Annotated in this window: 14 protein-coding genes and 2 pseudogenes; 9 read left to right on the top strand and 7 right to left on the bottom strand. The window is 33.6% G+C overall.

Translation table 11 applies throughout. From position 1 onward, the window contains the following. Position 1 precedes the first annotated feature (1 nt). The gene (locus OPR28_RS04350) at positions 2–1276 is read left to right on the top strand and encodes a leucine-rich repeat domain-containing protein (RefSeq protein ID WP_265023573.1); all 1275 of its coding nucleotides are present in this window, start codon (positions 2–4) and stop codon (positions 1274–1276) included. 41 nt (positions 1277–1317) lie between these two features. Here the strand turns inward: OPR28_RS04350 and trhO are convergent, their stop codons facing one another. Continuing rightward, positions 1318–2124, bottom strand: coding sequence for an oxygen-dependent tRNA uridine(34) hydroxylase TrhO (gene trhO / locus OPR28_RS04345; RefSeq protein ID WP_265023572.1), 807 nt, complete (start codon positions 2122–2124; stop codon positions 1318–1320). Between the two features lie 479 nt (positions 2125–2603). On the opposite strand from trhO, the gene OPR28_RS04340 reads away from it, so the two are divergent. Continuing rightward, a complete protein-coding gene (locus OPR28_RS04340; RefSeq protein ID WP_264705318.1) occupies positions 2604–4202 on the top strand; it encodes an ABC transporter permease in 1599 nt (532 codons plus the stop codon). A gap of 10 nt (positions 4203–4212) precedes the next feature. On the opposite strand, the gene OPR28_RS04335 is transcribed toward OPR28_RS04340, so the two are convergent. Both OPR28_RS04335 and apaG read right to left on the bottom strand, forming a co-directional pair. After that, entirely contained in the window at positions 4213–5118 is a 906-nt protein-coding gene (locus tag OPR28_RS04335) for an Rpn family recombination-promoting nuclease/putative transposase (RefSeq protein ID WP_077188606.1), read from the bottom strand. 177 nt (positions 5119–5295) lie between these two features. Further along, entirely contained in the window at positions 5296–5697 is a 402-nt protein-coding gene (gene apaG, locus OPR28_RS04330; protein ID WP_179951370.1) for a Co2+/Mg2+ efflux protein ApaG, read from the bottom strand. Between the two features lie 99 nt (positions 5698–5796). Here apaG and OPR28_RS04325 point away from each other — a divergent pair, with 99 nt between their 5' ends. Then, positions 5797–6861 (top strand): 5-(carboxyamino)imidazole ribonucleotide synthase, encoded by a 1065-nt coding sequence (locus tag OPR28_RS04325; RefSeq protein ID WP_265023571.1) that lies wholly within the window; start codon positions 5797–5799, stop codon positions 6859–6861. An 826-nt stretch (positions 6862–7687) separates the two neighbouring features. Here OPR28_RS04325 and OPR28_RS04320 read toward each other — a convergent pair. Further along, positions 7688–8881 carry a bifunctional 2-C-methyl-D-erythritol 4-phosphate cytidylyltransferase/2-C-methyl-D-erythritol 2,4-cyclodiphosphate synthase gene (locus tag OPR28_RS04320; protein WP_155969285.1) on the bottom strand — a complete coding sequence of 398 codons (1194 nt, stop codon included), beginning with the start codon at positions 8879–8881 and terminating at the stop codon, positions 7688–7690. Between the two features lie 263 nt (positions 8882–9144). On the opposite strand from OPR28_RS04320, the gene OPR28_RS04315 reads away from it, so the two are divergent. The 6 genes from OPR28_RS04315 to OPR28_RS04290 all read left to right on the top strand — a co-directional run bounded on the left by OPR28_RS04315 (position 9145) and on the right by OPR28_RS04290 (position 14759). Continuing rightward, complete coding sequence (locus OPR28_RS04315) at positions 9145–10209, top strand: AI-2E family transporter (protein WP_265023570.1); 1065 nt, start codon at positions 9145–9147, stop codon at positions 10207–10209. 129 nt (positions 10210–10338) lie between these two features. Beyond that, complete coding sequence (locus OPR28_RS04310) at positions 10339–10974, top strand: DnaA ATPase domain-containing protein (protein ID WP_077188602.1); 636 nt, start codon at positions 10339–10341, stop codon at positions 10972–10974. 365 nt (positions 10975–11339) lie between these two features. Continuing rightward, on the top strand, positions 11340–12326 hold the full coding sequence (locus OPR28_RS04305) for a tyrosine recombinase (protein WP_265023569.1): 987 nt from the start codon (positions 11340–11342) through the stop codon (positions 12324–12326). A 55-nt stretch (positions 12327–12381) separates the two neighbouring features. Further along, the gene (locus tag OPR28_RS04300; protein WP_006279235.1) at positions 12382–13107 is read left to right on the top strand and encodes a lysophospholipid acyltransferase family protein; all 726 of its coding nucleotides are present in this window, start codon (positions 12382–12384) and stop codon (positions 13105–13107) included. A 51-nt stretch (positions 13108–13158) separates the two neighbouring features. Next, positions 13159–13428, top strand: coding sequence for a 30S ribosomal protein S20 (gene rpsT / locus OPR28_RS04295; RefSeq protein ID WP_006279236.1), 270 nt, complete (start codon positions 13159–13161; stop codon positions 13426–13428). A gap of 80 nt (positions 13429–13508) precedes the next feature. After that, positions 13509–14759 carry a citrate synthase gene (locus OPR28_RS04290; RefSeq protein WP_077188600.1) on the top strand — a complete coding sequence of 417 codons (1251 nt, stop codon included), beginning with the start codon at positions 13509–13511 and terminating at the stop codon, positions 14757–14759. A gap of 16 nt (positions 14760–14775) precedes the next feature. On the opposite strand, the gene OPR28_RS04285 is transcribed toward OPR28_RS04290, so the two are convergent. From OPR28_RS04285 to OPR28_RS04275, 3 genes and pseudogenes are all read right to left on the bottom strand, one after another. After that, entirely contained in the window at positions 14776–14949 is a 174-nt protein-coding gene (locus OPR28_RS04285; protein ID WP_156517996.1) for a hypothetical protein, read from the bottom strand. Next, positions 14949–15449 (bottom strand): annotated as a pseudogene (locus OPR28_RS04280) (IS4-like element ISWosp8 family transposase); the annotation flags it as partial. The gene OPR28_RS04285 and the pseudogene OPR28_RS04280, both read right to left, overlap by 1 nt. Before the next feature lie 37 nt (positions 15450–15486). Continuing rightward, positions 15487–16309, bottom strand: a pseudogene (locus OPR28_RS04275) (IS5 family transposase). Between the last annotated feature and the right edge of the window lie 714 nt (positions 16310–17023).

The raw sequence follows: 17023 nt of genomic DNA, 5'->3' as shown, positions 1-17023 counted from the left end.
AATGATATTTTACACACAGGGCGACACTCCAGCTTTATGTAGGTTAGATTACACGGATGTAAGTAAGTTAGTAGGCATACCAAATATCACAAGACTTGATTTAACTGAGTGCAAGATTAGTGTTGAATTTGTAAAAGAATTAGCTGAGCTCAAAAATCTTACTTCACTTCATTTAGGTAAGTGCAAGATTAGTGTTGAAGTTGCAAGAGAATTAGCTAAGCTTATAAATCTTACTTCACTTGATTTAAGTGAGTGCAAGATTAGTGTTGAAGCTGCAGGAGAATCAGCTAAGTTCACAAATCTTACTTCACTTAATTTAGCTGGGCACAAGATTAGTGTTAAAGATGCAAAAGAATTAGCCAAACTTACAAATCTTACTTCACTTGATTTAGGTAAGTGCAAGATTAGTGTTGGAGTTGCAAAAGAATTAACCAAATTTACAAATCTTACTTCACTTGATTTAGGTAAGTGCAAGATTAGTGTTGGAGTTGCAAAAGAATTAACCAAACTTACAAATCTTACTTCACTTCATTTAGCTGGGTGCGAGATTAGTGTTGAAATTGTAAAAGAATTAGCTAAGCTCAAAAATCTTACTTCACTTGATTTAGGTAAGTGCAAGATTAGTGTTGGAGTTGCAAAAGAATTAACCAAACTTACAAATCTTACTTCACTTCATTTAGCTGGGTGCGAGATTAGTGTTGAAATTGTAAAAGAATTAGCTAAGCTCAAAAATCTTACTTCACTTGATTTAGGTAAGTGCAAGATTAGTGTTGGAGTTGCAAAAGAATTAACCAAACTTACAAATCTTACTTCACTTCATTTAGCTGGGTGCAATATTGGTGTTGAAGTTGCAAAAGAATTAACCAAACTTACAAATCTTACTTTACTCAATTTAATTGGTTGCAAGATTAGCAATGAAGTTGCAAAAGAATTAGATAAACTCAAAAAAAATCTTCCTTCACTTAATATAATTGGTTACAAGATTAGCGGTAAAGGTGCAAACGTAAAATTGCAGGATGAGGTATCAAACTCGCAAGAAAAACTTAAAAGCAGTAGCAAATACTATATTTGTGGAGCAACAGTTGGTTTAGTTATTGGTCTAGTTGCAGCATATTGTTTAGGGGCTGCTGCTTTAACTCCTGTTGGTGTTTCTGTTGCAGCGTTTATTGCATCTGCTGTGGTTGGCGCGTTACTCGGAGCTGGGGTGGGTTATGCTGTGAGTACATATCTTGAAAGCACTGAATTAAACAATATGCAACCACGAAGGAGTTGTTGAAGATCCGTGTTAAATTCTAGTACAGGAGCTTTTTTCTAATGCTAAAGTTTACAGTTGAAACAAACCACCTGGCCACGTGGAACTGATTTCAGTTTATCAGTTGAAACTTGATTTGAGCAGAATATGCATTTTATTGTGTTGCTTGGAGTAAGTGAGTTATCAACAGCAACTCTATCATCAAAAACAAAACACTCACCTTCCCAATTACCATTTTTATTATAAGTTTTTTCAAGGTAAGAAAGAATGCCGCCTTTAAGATGGTAAACATCACTAAATCCAAGGTTTTTCATATATGCTGTAGATTTTTCGCATCTAATTCCACCAGTGCAGTACATAGCTACTTTCAGGTCTTTACTCTCAGAAAATGACTCTGTCCACTGAGGAAACTCACGGAAACATTGTGTGTGTGGATTAATTGCATTTTTAAACTTGCCTAATTTCACTTCATACTCGTTTCGTGTATCTATTACTAAAACGTCAGGTTGAGAAGTAAAATCATCCCAATGCTCTGGATCAACATATTTACCCTTAAGGGAAATATCAAGATTGCTTACACCAAGATTCACAATCTCTCTTTTTAATTTTACCTTCATCTTGCTAAATGGTTGATATTCTGCTGCACTCTCTTTCCATGTAAGGTCCCTTAGCCTATAATCAGAACGTAGAAAATCGAATATTTTATCAATTGCGTTTCTTTCACCAGATATAGTCGCATTAATACCCTCTTCTGCAAGGAGTATAGTACCCTTTAATTCAACGTTGTCGCATGCAGTTTTTATTTCGTCTTTCATGTCATAATAATTAGAGAGTTCTACAAAGTGATAGAAAGTTGCAATGACGAAGCTCATGATTATTCACTTATCAACTAAGAACATGATATACAAAATTATAAAGATATTCAATAGTACGGCTGTTATAGCTAAAGTGGCTCTACAATTTGAAAAACCGTCATTCCGCTACTCGTTAGCGGAATCTATACCGCGAATGAATCCATAGCTGTACGAACATTGTGATTTGAGAGCAATTTCCACAAGGGAGGATGTCATCCCAGTGCTTGACACTGGGATCCAGCTTTTTTGTAATTTTATTGAAAATGTTGTATAGTCGTTTGTTTACAATCAATTTTTCTGGATCCAAGTAGTCTGGGCACTGCCTTTGTGTTTGAGGCAAAACCTGCTATAACATTTAACATACTGCTTTCACAAACGAATGTTTGTACAGTTGTGGGCGGTATGACGTAGGGAAACCTTTCTTGGGTTAGCTATAATTACTGGATATCTTCAGTTTTTACATATAACATTTTAATATAAAATATAGATTCAAATTAATGTTTTTAAGAGTATTTAAAAATATATTCTTATTTTTAGTAAGCATATTATTCGTCTGCCCAATATTATCATTAATATCAATCTTATTTACAGATACAGCAAATTCCGGATGGGTAATCAGCACACTTTTCCCTGAATATATACTGAATACGTTAATTTTGATGATAGGAGTGGGGGGAATATCCTTTATATTTGGAGTAATTCCAGCTTGGCTTACCACATTTTTTTCATTTCCTGGAAGTAAAATTTTTGAGATTGCTTTGTTCTTTCCAATATCGATTCCTGGATATATAGTAGCGTTCGTCTATGTAAATACACTAGAGTTTTCAGGTCCGGTGCAGAGCTCATTAAGAGACATTTTAGAGTGGAGCAAAGGTGACTATTGGTTTCCTGAAATAAAATCCCTAGGTGGTGGAATATTAGTAATGGGATTCAGCCTATATCCATACGTTTATATGTTAGTCCGCTCAAGTCTAAAGAATGTTAGTAACTCAGTCACTATTGCGTCAACACTTGGGTTCTCCTCATTGAAGAGCCTGTTTTCTGTCATCATACCCTCCATACGCCCATCAATTATAGCTGGGTTGTCTTTGGTACTAATGGAAGTAATTACAGATTTCGGCACACCACAGTTTCTTGCTATCGATACTTTTACGACAGGAATATATCGCACCTGGTTTTTACTGCATGACAAATATTCAACTACTGTTTTAGCAGTTGCAGAGTTGATTTTCGTTGCAACACTAATAGCTATCGAAAAAAAACTACAAAAAAAAGGAATATCCTACTCTTCAATCAATACCAATTCAGATTATCACAACAAACGGAGTATAAGTGGCGCTATACCGTTGATCTTTGCTTATCTTATGTGTGTATTGCCGATATTAATAGGTTTTATTTTGCCAATGATTCCGCTCATATATTGGAGCATAGAGAAGGGGTTTTTCATATACGAAGCAAGATTCTATAACATAATAGCAAATAGCATTAGTTTATCATTTATCACCGCATTAATCTCAATTAGCATTGCAATAATGATTGGATATACGGCGCGTAAAAATAAGGTAATCAACAATATAGCGCGTCTCATTTCTTTAGGCTACGCAATTCCAAATGCAATTATCGCAATTAGTATAATAATATTTTTAAGCAGAATATCCTCTTTCATTACTCAATATGTTGTGGAAATTAGCTTAGTAGGAACTATTGGCGCATTAGTTTACTCATATTTATTCCGTTTTTTTGCTATATCTTTCAAGGCGGTAGAGTCAGGGCTCAAAAAAACACCAAATGAAATTGAGTGGACTGCATATACCATGGGTCACGGACCTATTTCCACATGTTTGAATGTTCATATCCCTCTCATCAAGAAGAGTATATTATCGGGATTTTTGCTCGTATTTATGGATACTATCAAAGAGCTCACAGCAACACTCATTATAAGACCATTTAATTTTGAAACTATATCAACTAGAATATATGAACTTGTAAGCGATGAGCGCTATAGAGAAGCTGCCCCATTTTCGTTAATAATAGTTATAATAGGCTTAATCTCTACAATAACCTTATTTACACTTGATGATAAGGATAAAAAATAAACGTAACTGTTCACAGATTTCCACTTAATTCTTCAATCTCACTAATAGAAAGGCCAGTAAACTTAACAATAGTGTTGACATCAACATTATTAGCCAGCATTGCTTTTGCGACTTCAATTTTCCCTTCAATTTTCCCTTCAATTTTCCCTTTCTCTATACCTTTTTGTATACCTTTCTCTTCAGCAAGATCAAGTCTGTATTCAAGAATAGCTTCTTCTTTGCGTAGATCCATTATCCTTTCTTCATAGGCTACTAAATCTTTTTCGTTCCAACGAAACTTGTCTAATTCATCATATGCTAGCTTTATTATTGGCGCTTTTTCTGCTATCTCTTTTAAGTCCTCTTCTGTTGTTTCTTCTGCGTATTTAAAAAAGAAACACCACCTTTCTACTATACTTTCTAACTGCTCTACTTTATTTTTTGCGAATTTAGGCAACTCAATAAAGACAAACTGAAAATCTTTTAAGTAATGGCCGTTAGTTTTTATATCACGTATATTGTGAGTAGAAATATAATCAACTTCTTCAGGAAGTAAGTTACAATTTGATATAGCAATAAAGAAGACTTTCTTTAAATCAATGTAGTTGCCAGATTTATCTAATTGTCTTGAGTAGGCTTTAGCGGCATATAATTGAGCGCGTTTTTCGAAGCCCTTGTCTCTAGCGAGCTGCATTTCTGCTATATATCTATTTCCGTGAGAATCCTTGCAGAGAACATCAACAATACTTTGTTTATCAGAGGCAACTTCGGGATCCATAATAGTGCTAAGAAACTCAACTTCTTGTATTGCATTTATCTCAGTAAACCCTAAAATATCGTTCAAAAAGTGGATCAGGATATTCTTATTTTTTTCCGTTCCAAAGATTTTTTTGAAACACAAATCATTGCGAGGATCGAGAAATTTTGAAAGAGCCATGGCAAAAATGCTTGAAAATATTAATAATTATACACTATTATTAACAATTATTCAACCATATTTTTGAAGATAGCTAGTTTCTGTATTTATTTTAAATTGAAGAAAGCTCAAATGAAAGATCGTGCTTTGCTAAAAATCACAGAATGCAGTCTGGTTACAAATAAACTATTTTGACAGTTAATGGGGTCTAGTTTTGATGTATGGACTATCCAAAGAAAAGGGTGGTATCATAACTTCAAAAACTTTTATGCTTTCTTCATTCAGAAATTCATACTTACCCTGCATTATTCCTGACGGTACATTTAAGTATGTTCCACTTGTGTATTTAAATACCTCTCCAGATTTTATCACAGGCTGTTCTCCGATAACACCAACTCCGGCAATTTCATTTACTTTGCCCTTATAATCTATTATTTGCCAATGACGACTTAACAATTGAATAGTTGATTGGCTTTTGTTTTTTATCTTAACGTTATACATCCATACATAGCAATTTTCATAAGGAATGGATTGCTCTTCAATGTAAATTGGTAAAACTGTAACTTCAACAAAGTTGGTAGTCAATGTGTATTCTAGAATCATTATAGAATATTCATGATAAAAAGATAATATTCTAATTATATGCTTTTTTCATAGATTTTTCAAGTATACTTTAATTAGGAAATATCAATTTATAGTATGAATGAACCAGATGCACTGAGCAAAAAAGTAATAGGAATAATAGGTGGTGGACAATTAGGTAAAATGACTGCTATCGCTGCAACAAAACTTGGACAAAAAACACATGTTTTTGCCAGTGCTAAAGACGATCCGGCTTGCTCTGTTGCTGATGATTTCACAATAGCAGATTTCTCTAATAAGAAAGCTCTTGAATCTTTTGCACAGAGTGTGGATTTAGTTACTATTGAGTCTGAAAATATTCCATGTAGTGCAATTGATATCGATGTAAATTTTTATCCGGGTAAAAAAGCGTTACACATTTCGCAGAACAGACTGAGAGAAAAGGATTTTATTAAAAACTTGGGTATAAAAACTGCTAACTATAAGAGTATACAAAATTATAATGAGCTACTGAAAAGCAGTAGAGCTTTTGGCTATCCAATAAGGCTGAAAACAACAGAAATGGGTTACGATGGAAAAGGACAATATGTGCTTGAGAATGATTCTGAAGTGAAGCAATTTGCTTCCTTTGATTGGAATACAGAGTACATTCTTGAAGCAAGTGTTGATTTACTGAAAGAGGTTTCAATAGTCGTTGCAAGAGATAAAAACTGTAAAGTAGCTTTTTTTCCTATAGCAGAAAATTACCACGTTGATGGAATACTTGATACTTCAACAGTGCCAGCTAAAATAGATAGCAAATTAACTCAAGAGGTACAACGAGCTGCAAAGAAAATAGCAAATGCGCTTGATGTAATAGGAATTCTGGCTATTGAATTTTTTGTTACTAAAGATAACGAATTGTTAGTTAATGAACTAGCTCCCAGACCTCACAATTCTTGCCACTGGAGCTTGGATGCATGTAACGTTAGTCAATTTGAACAGCTAGTTAGGATAATATGCGGGCTACCTATGCAGGAAGTAGTATTATGCTTTCCTTGTATGACGAAAAATATAATAGGTAATGATATATATGATTCTCATAAGTATTTGAGCAACGAAAAAGCTAGTTTAACCATATATGGGAAAAAAGAGGTTAGGGATAAGCGTAAAATGGGACATGTCAATATAGATTTAAGTTAACAGTTTTTCTACGTCATACCGCCACAACTGTACGAACATTGTGATATGATGAGATGTTACATAGTAAACGGTGTCATTCTAGCACCTCTTTTCCCGTCATCCCGCTGCTTGTTAGCGGGATCTCATTTCACTTTGTGAAGGTGTCATCCGAGTAGCCTGACTACTTGGATCCAGGAATTTTATTAAGTTGGTAAGCATAAAAGTGGCTGATCTTATGTTAAAACACAACGTTCTTGATGAGATTACAGCAAGGCTGGGTTCCAGCGTCAGCTACTTGAATGACAGCAGTCCTACGTCATGCCGCCGCGGTATCTCTAGATCCCGCTAACAAGTAGCGGGATGACGATTGTCGTTTAGCCATAAATATTAAGAAATTTACCAAATAAAAAAAAAGGCAAAAGAAGCCCCGTGGTTGGCTAATTACTTACATTATACTTTCAAGTATGGCGTTTTTTTATTCTAAACGCTTAATAACCGCGATTTAGTTGCTTTTAAGCCGCAACTAATCTAAATTATAAACATTAAGAAATTTACTAAACAGAAAAAAAGGCAAAAGAAACCCTAGGGTAGCTAGTTATTCACTATCCATTTTTTAAATCGGCGTTTTTTGATGTTTTAAATGCTTTATAAGCGCATTTCAGCTTATATTAGGTAAAAACCTAGAAATTTTATAAAGACATAAGGTGCACATAGTGCAAAAAATTAAACATGGGACGCCAGATACGTGAGTTTTTTTGTCATTTAATCTGTACAGAGAAGATAAATAAATAGCTTCAGTTTCATGATAAGGGGGCTGGCGAAGGATGTCAAGTAAGTTTTTTCGTTTCTATTTCCAATAAAAGTTTGTATGCAATAACACAGAAGCATGCACTGCTATTCCTTCATTTCTTCCAATATAACCTAATTTCTCTGCAGTGGTTGCTTTGATATTTACAAATTCATCATCAATTTCTAATGCTTTTGATATGAATTTCTTCATTTCTACTTTGTAAGGCGATATTTTAGGCTCTTCACAAACTATAGTAATATCTAAATTAGACACGCTGTACCCTTTTTCTTTTGCTTTTTTAGCAGCAAAGTCAAGAAAGTGAGATGAATTGCAATCTTTCCATTCAGAGGAACTAGGAGGAAAGTGCTCTCCTATGTCGCCACATCCCAGTGCTCCGAGTATTGCATCAACGATTGCATGTATTGCAACATCACCATCAGAGTGCGCTTCTATTGCCATGTTGTGTTCAATTTTCACACCGCAAATTTTTATAAAGCTTTCAGCACCATTTTGAACTTTAATGAACTTATGTATATCATAACCGGCTCCGACACGAAATTTTGGCTCTTCAAAAAGAAGCTTTGCCATATTGATATCCTCTTTTGTGGTTAACTTAAAATTGCTTTTCTCACCTTTAATAATCGCAACATGTTTTTTGTGCTCTACCATTAGTGATGAATCGTCAGTAAATTCTTTGACTGATTGATGGCATGATAATAATTCTTTGAAATTAAAAATTTGAGGGGTTTGTATGGCTCTGAGCTTTCCTCTTGAAATCGTAGATTCAATAAAACTATTACTCACCAATGACATAGTGTCTTCAACTTCTATTGCTGGAACTACTCCTGTATATTGATCATTAATCATAGATTCAACCAAGTTATCTATCAGAACATCTGACACAAAAGGCCTACAAGCATCGTGTATAACTACAAAATCTGGGTTAACTTTTTGTAAGCTTTCAAGCCCTAGTTTAACTGAACTTTGCCTGTTTTCTCCTCCGTATACAGGGCTTAGTAATTTAGTGTCTGTAATTAGTGATATAGCTTTCTCATAGAAACTTTCATGGTCTCTATTAATTGCTATTCTTATGTAATCTATATATTGGTTAGCCAGAAATCTTTTAATTGTATGAAATAAAACAGATTTACCTGCCAGTTTTATATATTGCTTAGGAATCGTAGAATTGCATCTACTGCCTACTCCCGCTGCAACTATTAATGCTGCTATTTTGTATTTCTTAGCGCACATATTTCTTTTTGTAGAAGCTTTCCTCTCTATCCAAGATTCTTTCCGAAAAATAAAATTTCTGACATCATATAAAAGTTACTTCCCCTATTAACTAGCATAATTATAATAGCAAAAGAGATATTTAGAGAGCTCAAAATCTATCTTTGCCTGCGGATTAAACAACTAAATTTTAGTAAAAAACGATAGTATTACAAATCGTAAAATACTTTCAACATAGGAAAAATAAATTGCATATTTTTCAGTAAATTAGCTATGCTAAACACATGCAAAAACGTCATATAACTATTTGTTTCATACTGCTTTTTATAATAGGGATGTTATTCCTGATGCGTACTATGATTTTTCCATGTTTAATATCTATTATTATTGCATATTTGTTTAATCCGCTAGTAATTAAGTTTGAAAAGTATAGAATACCACGTTCATGTTCTGTAATTTTTATAATACTTGTTTTATTAATAGCTTTTATACTAGTCATAACATTTGTTTTACCTATTATATATGTTCAAATTACTTCAATATTAAATTTCTTAGTGAGTAAAGTGCCTTCATTAGAGCTTAAAGTAATCCCCTCTGTATTAGAATTTCTTAATATAAAAATCGAGGATAGCTTATTTGATCACTTATCTAAAAATCTAGCAGAAAATTACAGCAACTATGTATCTTATTTCGTGAATGCTCTTGATATTGCTAGTAACTTTATAATCCAAGTGTTAAGTTCAAGCTTTAACACGGTATCATTAATGGTGATTACTCCTGTAGTGTTTTTCTATATATTACGTGATTGGCCTTTAATTATAGAAAAAGCTAATAAATTAATCCCTATTCCTTACAGGGGAAAAATTGCAGATTATTTTTTCAAAGTGGATTTCATTATATCTAATTATCTAAAGGGGCAGGTAAATGTATGTATTGTCATGATGATCTTTTACTCTGTAAGCCTGAGCATAATCGGATTGAAACACTCTATTGTTATTGGAATTTTATCAGGAATGTTAACGTTCATACCTTACGTAGGGCCATTATTATATACCATTATTGGGTTTTTGAGCGCTATCACTCAATTTAGTGGATGGTTTGAAAGTGCTGCTGTTTTGCTATTATTTGGTGTTGGGCAATTAATAGATTCAAACATATTAGTTCCTTTATTAATAGGAAAAAAAGTTCATATACATCCAACTGTAATTATTCTGGGAATTACTATATGCGCTTCATATTTTGGATTTACAGGTATATTACTTTTTATTCCAATAATAGCAATGTTCAATGTATCAGTAGAATATGCAATCAATAAATATTTTAAAAGTGAGCTTTATAAAAACGGCTAACAGACCTTTTGCATAATCAATTTATGGTAAGAGGAGAAATGAGCCCAGAATACCTGACACATTTGAGGAGCGTAAGTAAATTTCTGCGCAAAAATTACTACCAGAAAGAGGTTACGTAAGAGGTTCAACGTGCAATTAAATTTATTTAACAACAATCAAGCTGATTATAGTCGGCAAAATTACATCGTCTTAGATGAAAATAAGCACGTGTATAATTCGGTAGTTAATGATTTATCTTGGAAATGTCTGATTCTTTTTGGACCTAAAAGCTCCGGTAAAACTCATCTTGCTCATATTTGGCAATCAATAAACGATGCAATTTTTATCAATGTGAATAACTTCGTAAGCGAGATTAGGTATAGCGATGCTTTTATTTTAGAAGACGTACAAAACATTAAAGATGAAGCAATGTTATTACATTGTTACAATTACATGAAAGAAAGTGACAAGAGGCTGCTAATCACTTCTTCAATTTCACCAAAAAAGCTTAACTTCAAATTAAGAGATTTAAGTTCTCGAATATTATCAACTATCAGCGTAAAAATTTTGCCTGCAAGCGAGGAATTATTAAGAATTATGCTAATAAAACGATTTTCAGATAAACAGTTAAAAATTGATTTAAAAGTGATTAATTATATTTTAGCAAGAATAGAACGTTCTTTCTATAGCATTGATAAAATTATAGAGAAGATAGATAATGAATCTATAGGGTCGAATGTGACCGTTCCTTTTATTAGCACTTTATTAAAAAAAGATGCCATTTGATTTCTTCTTTTGTAAAGGTGTATATTAAAAATTTATTAACACCCATAACACTAACGTAATTGAAATCTCTATCTGTCCATGTTAGAATTATAATCAATGTTATGTTATAATAAATATAGATAGATACAGCTAAGAAGTATTCTATATTTATAGTAGAGCTCACTTTATAAGGTGTTTTTTATAGATTTAACGTTATAATTTAACTATGATAAGAGTAAGATTAAATTTAAGAAAAAGGTTAAAGCAAAAGTTTGTGATGTTCACTCTATTGATAAATGCTTTATTTGTCTCATATTTTCTCATAAGAAACACAGGGAACACTTCTAATCAAATTATAGCCAAAGAAATAAATATAGGAGCTGATAATGAAAAATAAACAGTCGCAAAATAAAAAAGAAAATCTTTACATAACATATTACATAGATGCTTTAGCTTCAGAGAGGTCCGCTACACAAAATACTCTGGAAAGTTATCGTTCGGATTTACACCAGTTTGAAGAATTTTTATTGGAAAGCGGCACTACCTTGGTTGGTGTAAACAAAACCAATATTAAAGATTATGTGAAATCTTTATGTACACAAAAAAAATATAAAAGTAGCTCTATATCAAGAAAAATATCCGCTATGAAAAATTTCTATAAGTGTCTATTTAATGACGGAATAATAGATTTTAATCCAGCGCCGGCTAATGATGCTGAATTAAAGAATCCAAAAGTTTCTCGTCCTTTGCCTAAGTATTTAAGTGTCGAAGAAATATTTTTGCTAATGGACGCAGTGAGAAAATCAGCAAGCGAATCGAATAAAGAGATAAGCAGTAAAAGGCTATGTGCGATTTTAGATATCCTTTACTCTTCTGGAATGCGTGTTTCTGAACTAATTAGTATGAAATTATGTGAAGTGTCGCATTTAATAAACAGTAATAACAAAGAATGCTATATAATAATAAAAGGAAAAAGTGGTAGAGAGAGGCAAATTCTTTTTAATGAACAAGCATTGCAGAGCCTTAGAAATTATTTATCAGTTCGTGACAATCTGCTCTCTAACAGAAAGGAGTCTGATTGGCTATTCCCAGGTGATAAACCTAATAAACCAATTACAAGGCAGAGGGTCGGTCAATTAATGAAGGAGTTAGCAAGAAAATGCAATATTGATGAAAATAAGATCTCTCCACACGTGATTAGGCATTCTTTTGCTACCCATCTACTGGATAGCGGAGCAAATATTGTGTTGATACAGAAAGTTCTTGGCCATACTAACCTTTCTACAACACAAATATATACTCATATTGCTAACGAAAAGTTAAAGGACAAATTAGCTGATTCGCATCCTATTACTCAGATGATCAATAATTAAATTTATTGTTTTTAATTTGTAATAAAGTTAAATTTAAATAAATTTATGTGAGTTTGTGATTTCAAGTTTATTGTTTAATTTCTTTCTTATATTATGGGAGGTATTCTATACTTTCATTACTCTCCCTGTAATTTTCTTTTCTGAGTGTGTAATAACCATTTTCCTCGTCTGTTCGGTGAGAGTTGTATTATTCATGCTGCGTTTATTATGTGGCATTAAATATGAAGTGAGGGGAATGGAAAACATCCCTAAGCAACCTTTTATCATTGCATCTAAACACCAATCTCCATTTGAAACATTTATTTTTATACTACTATTTAGAAAAGCGGTTTTTATTTTAAAACGTGAATTGAAATGGATTCCATTCATTGGTTTGCATCTTATAGCGCTGAAAATGATTTTTATTAACCGTTCAGATGGTATCAGTTCTATACGCCATATAATCAAACTAGCAAAAATGCGTATAAAAGAAAATAGAAGCATAATAATATTTCCTGAAGGTACAAGAACAACTATAAACCAAAATATAAAATATCAACCAGGTATTGCTGCTTTATATAGCGTATTATCTGTTCCTGTGTTACCGGTTGCTTTAAACACTGGTTTGTTTTGGCCAAAAAGCATACTTTCTCTGAGAAAAAATCCCGGAAAGGCAGTAATAGAAATATTGCCCCCAATATATTCTGGGTTAAACAAAAATGAATTCTTGCAAAGTTTAGAAAAAATTATTGAAGAGAGAAGCAGTAGATTAACCATAGAAAAAACTGATATTGCAAATTAACAAAAAAACTTTATAATTAAAAGGAAAGTACAGTATTTTAGGTATTAATATATGGCAAATCATAAGAGTGCTAAAAAAATGATAAAGGTAATAGCAAAACGCACTTTAATAAATAAGATGCGGAAAAGTAAAACTCGCACCGCTATTAGAAAATTGGTTGATATAATCAAGTCTGGCGACAAAGAAAATGTTGTTCTGGCATTTCGGAATGCTGAATCTAATTTACACAAGTGTGTGAATAAAGGTGTTATTCATAGGAATACTGCTGCGCGTAAAATAAGTCGCCTCAATGCAAAAGTAAAAGCATTGATGACCGCTTAATACGGTTAATGTAAAGTTAACTGTATTAATATATACTCCTCAGTTTGTATATTCTGTATAAAATTTAAGTAGCTTAAGTGATGGATAAAAAAGTGCTATTAGAACTAAGTAATGGATTAAAAATCGAGCTACCTGTATTAAGCGGAACAACAGGTCCTGATGTGTTAAATATCAAGGATTTATATAAGATGACAGGATTATTCACTTACGATCCAGGGTTTGTTTCTACAGCTTCATGCTCTTCTACAATTACATTCATTGATGGAGATGAAGGAGTTCTTAAATATAGGGGACATAATATAGCTGATTTGGCAGAGAATAATAATTTTACTGCTGTGATTTATTTATTGCTCTATGGTGAATTACCCAGTTCAGAGCAACACAAAAAATTTCTTCTCAAAATACAAGAATCATCCAAAGTATCAGAGCAAGTTACAAATGTAATTAAAGCATTTCCAAAAACTGCTCACCCTATGTCAATCTTAGTTGCATGTTTTGCAAGTTTGTCAGCATCTTACCATGAAAAGCATGGCAACAATATCAATGGTGAAGATCTAGATTTTGGAATTTCTGCAATAGCGCAAGTTTCCACAATTATTGCAATGATTTATAGGCATATCAACAATCAGGAATTCATAAATGCTAACAATGAATTAAGTTACAGTGAAAATTTCTTAAAGATGATATTTGGCGATGCTGTTGATAATGATAAAAGCACCCTTTTTGCAAAAGCTCTGGATAAAATATTTACTCTCCATGCTGATCATGAACAGAATGCTTCTACGGCGGCTGTCAGATTGGTGGGATCGGCTGGTTCTAATCTGTTTGCAAGCCTCTCTGCAGGAGTTGCTACACTTTGGGGACCAGCACATGGTGGAGCTAATGAGGCAGTTATAAATATGCTAAAAGAGATAGAGCAAAGTGGAGATATAGATAAATTCATCGAAAAAGCTAAAGATGATAAAGATCCATTTAAATTGATGGGATTTGGACATCGTGTTTATAAAAATTATGATCCGCGCGCGCGTATATTGAAAGGCGCTTGCCATGAGGTTCTAAGTAAACTAGAACAAAATAATGAACTGCTTAAAATTGCAAAAAAACTTGAAGAAATAGCTTTAAAGGATGAATATTTTATTGTGCGTAAGTTATATCCAAATGTTGATTTTTACTCAGGTATAATAATGAATGCTATCGATATTCCCTCAAATATGTTCACGCCTATTTTTGCACTTGCAAGAACCACTGGTTGGGTTACTCAGTGGTATGAAATGATAAATGATAAAGAAACTAAGATCTGTAGACCAAGGCAACTCTATTTTGGTAAATAAATTTATTTTCACTTCATTAGACTTCTTGCATAACCCAAACTAAGTAGAAAAAAGGTGTCATCCGAGTAGCTGACACTGGTTCCTTTACGACGGAAGTGTCCAGAGGTGTCATTCCAGTCTGGAATCCAAAAAAAAGGATGGTGTCATTCCGTATCCGTTCAGCCAATGGCGTCAACTTAAGAACTTTCATTAGCAAACTCTCCTAAAGACATGATGGCGTTTAGGCTTATCTACTTTATTGCGGCTGTCCCGGTCGGATTTTAACTTTAGCGCGTATACTTAAAAAGGGCTTGAAAGTTTTTTGGTGCAATAAGTACCTGATAGAGTTTCTGTCTCATTACACTAAATAAAACTGAAAAATTTAAACGATACTCAGTAATTTGATCTGGGTTCCAAGGCCCTTGTGCATCACACATATGAAGCGATAATATATTGCACATGACCAAGTTTGCCCAAAATTCTTGTAATACAGCCTCTCCAGAAAAATTCTCTAACTCTGCTCCTACTTTGAGTCGTTTATAGCACTCCTCTATGTGTCACCTTAACACATAAGCTTTGCTCCAAAGTCTCGGTCAAAAACTCTGTTTCTCAGTTGGCTAATGTCAGCACTATAACTCTTACTTTCTGTCCTTTCATTTTATTTTTTAGCTTTTCATTTTCTAATATAAAATCAAAATCTAATGCGCCAGCGTTCCCATAGCTTAGAGGTTGTCCACAAACCAGTAAATCAAGCATATTCCCTACTTAACATAACTTTACTCATAGCCAGATATATGAAACTTTCAGTAGATGTTGTAAGTAAATCGTACTCCTTTGATAGCCTTCTATTTCTATTGATCCAAGCAAAAGTCCTCTCTACCACCCACCTTCTCGGCTGTACTGAAAATCCAGGATCCCGTTGTGGCAATAGTTCTAGTGGTGTATCTTTATGCACCCAAAACCTACATGGAGGCCTTTTGACAATTTCAATATCTATCCCATATTCTCTCTTTACGTAATCCTTTAAATCTTTTCCTTGGTATCCCATATCAGCCCACATTTTCTTAATATTGCTGTATTTTTCCTTCATATTGTCCAATGCCATCTTCACCCCATCTCTGTCATTTTCGCTTGCAGCTCCTACATAGCAACCAAGCACAAATCCTTGAGTATCTGTGATTATATGTCTTTTTCTCCCCTTTACCTTTTTCGCACCATCATAACCTTTGACCCACCTTTTTCCGTGGTTTTTACCGATTGACTGTCCACTATGCATGCGCTCGGCTTCCCATTTTTGACCTACTATATTTAGTGATATCATAGTTCATTTTCTCAAAAATTCCCTGCTTTTTCCATCTTCTAAACTGTTCATGCACAGCCTTCCACGGCGGAAAATCGTGTGGTAAATAGCGCCATTGACATCCTGTGCGCAGTATATAAAGAATTGCATCTACTATCTCACACTTACTGTATTTTGGTGGCCTTCCTCCTTTCTTGTACGATACTCTGAAGTGTTTTTCTATTCTTGCCCATTCCCTTTTACTTAAATCTGTTGGATATTTTTTCCTCATCTCTTACCTCAATATTCTTTCTTTATATACTACGTATTCCTTGGTTTGTGGACAACCTCTAAGTATAAAAGTAGCCGTTTTATGTTAAAATACAACGTTTTGATGATTATGAAAAGGCTGGATCCCAGTGTCTGGGCACTGGGATGACAAGGTATAAACCTTATCGTCATGCCGCCGCAGACCGTCATACCGCGCGATTCATTCGCGGTATCTCTTAGCATAGATCCCGCTAACGAGTAGCGGGATGACGATTGTCGGTGAACCTAAGTTACTTTAGCCATAAATATTCAAGAAATTTACCAAATGAAAAAAAAGGCAAAAGAAGCCCCGGTTACTATCTATTTTCAGTATTGGCGTTCTTTAAAGTCTTAAACACTGCAATTTAGCTGCTTTTAAATGCAACTCACCTTAGTTTAAATGTTTAAGAAATTTACTAAGCAGAAAAAAAGGCAAAAGAAACCCCGTGTTAGCTAGTTGTCACTCTCTAATCCTGCAAATCGGCGTTCTATACTGTCTTAAACGCTTTATAAGCGCGTTTTAGCTTATATAGCTAGAAATGTTGTGAAGACATAAGGTACACATAGTGCAAAAAATTAAACATGAGACGCCAAATACGTTGAGTTTTTTTGTCATTTAATCTGTACAGAGAAGATAAATAAATAGCTTCAGTTTCATGATAAGGGGGCTGGCGAAGGGTGTCAAGTGGTTTTTTAG

It is taken from the genome of Wolbachia endosymbiont (group A) of Epistrophe grossularia (assembly GCF_947251435.1).
Taxonomy (GTDB): Bacteria; Pseudomonadota; Alphaproteobacteria; order Rickettsiales; family Anaplasmataceae; genus Wolbachia; species Wolbachia pipientis.
This window is presented reverse-complemented; position numbering and strand designations above follow the sequence as displayed.

Bases quoted from the DNA above. Each gene is read 5' to 3' on its own strand.
- OPR28_RS04350 (WP_265023573.1), top strand. From the start codon at position 2: ATGATATTTTACACACAGGGCGACACTCCAGCTTTATGTAGGTTAGAT.
- trhO (WP_265023572.1), bottom strand. From the start codon at position 2,124: ATGAGCTTCGTCATTGCAACTTTCTATCACTTTGTAGAACTCTCTAAT.
- OPR28_RS04340 (WP_264705318.1), top strand. From the start codon at position 2,604: ATGTTTTTAAGAGTATTTAAAAATATATTCTTATTTTTAGTAAGCATA.
- OPR28_RS04335 (WP_077188606.1), bottom strand. From the start codon at position 5,118: ATGGCTCTTTCAAAATTTCTCGATCCTCGCAATGATTTGTGTTTCAAA.
- OPR28_RS04325 (WP_265023571.1), top strand. From the start codon at position 5,797: ATGAATGAACCAGATGCACTGAGCAAAAAAGTAATAGGAATAATAGGT.
- OPR28_RS04320 (WP_155969285.1), bottom strand. From the start codon at position 8,881: ATGTGCGCTAAGAAATACAAAATAGCAGCATTAATAGTTGCAGCGGGA.
- OPR28_RS04315 (WP_265023570.1), top strand. From the start codon at position 9,145: ATGCAAAAACGTCATATAACTATTTGTTTCATACTGCTTTTTATAATA.
- OPR28_RS04305 (WP_265023569.1), top strand. From the start codon at position 11,340: ATGAAAAATAAACAGTCGCAAAATAAAAAAGAAAATCTTTACATAACA.
- rpsT (WP_006279236.1), top strand. From the start codon at position 13,159: ATGGCAAATCATAAGAGTGCTAAAAAAATGATAAAGGTAATAGCAAAA.
- OPR28_RS04290 (WP_077188600.1), top strand. From the start codon at position 13,509: ATGGATAAAAAAGTGCTATTAGAACTAAGTAATGGATTAAAAATCGAG.
- OPR28_RS04285 (WP_156517996.1), bottom strand. From the start codon at position 14,949: ATGAAAGTTCTTAAGTTGACGCCATTGGCTGAACGGATACGGAATGAC.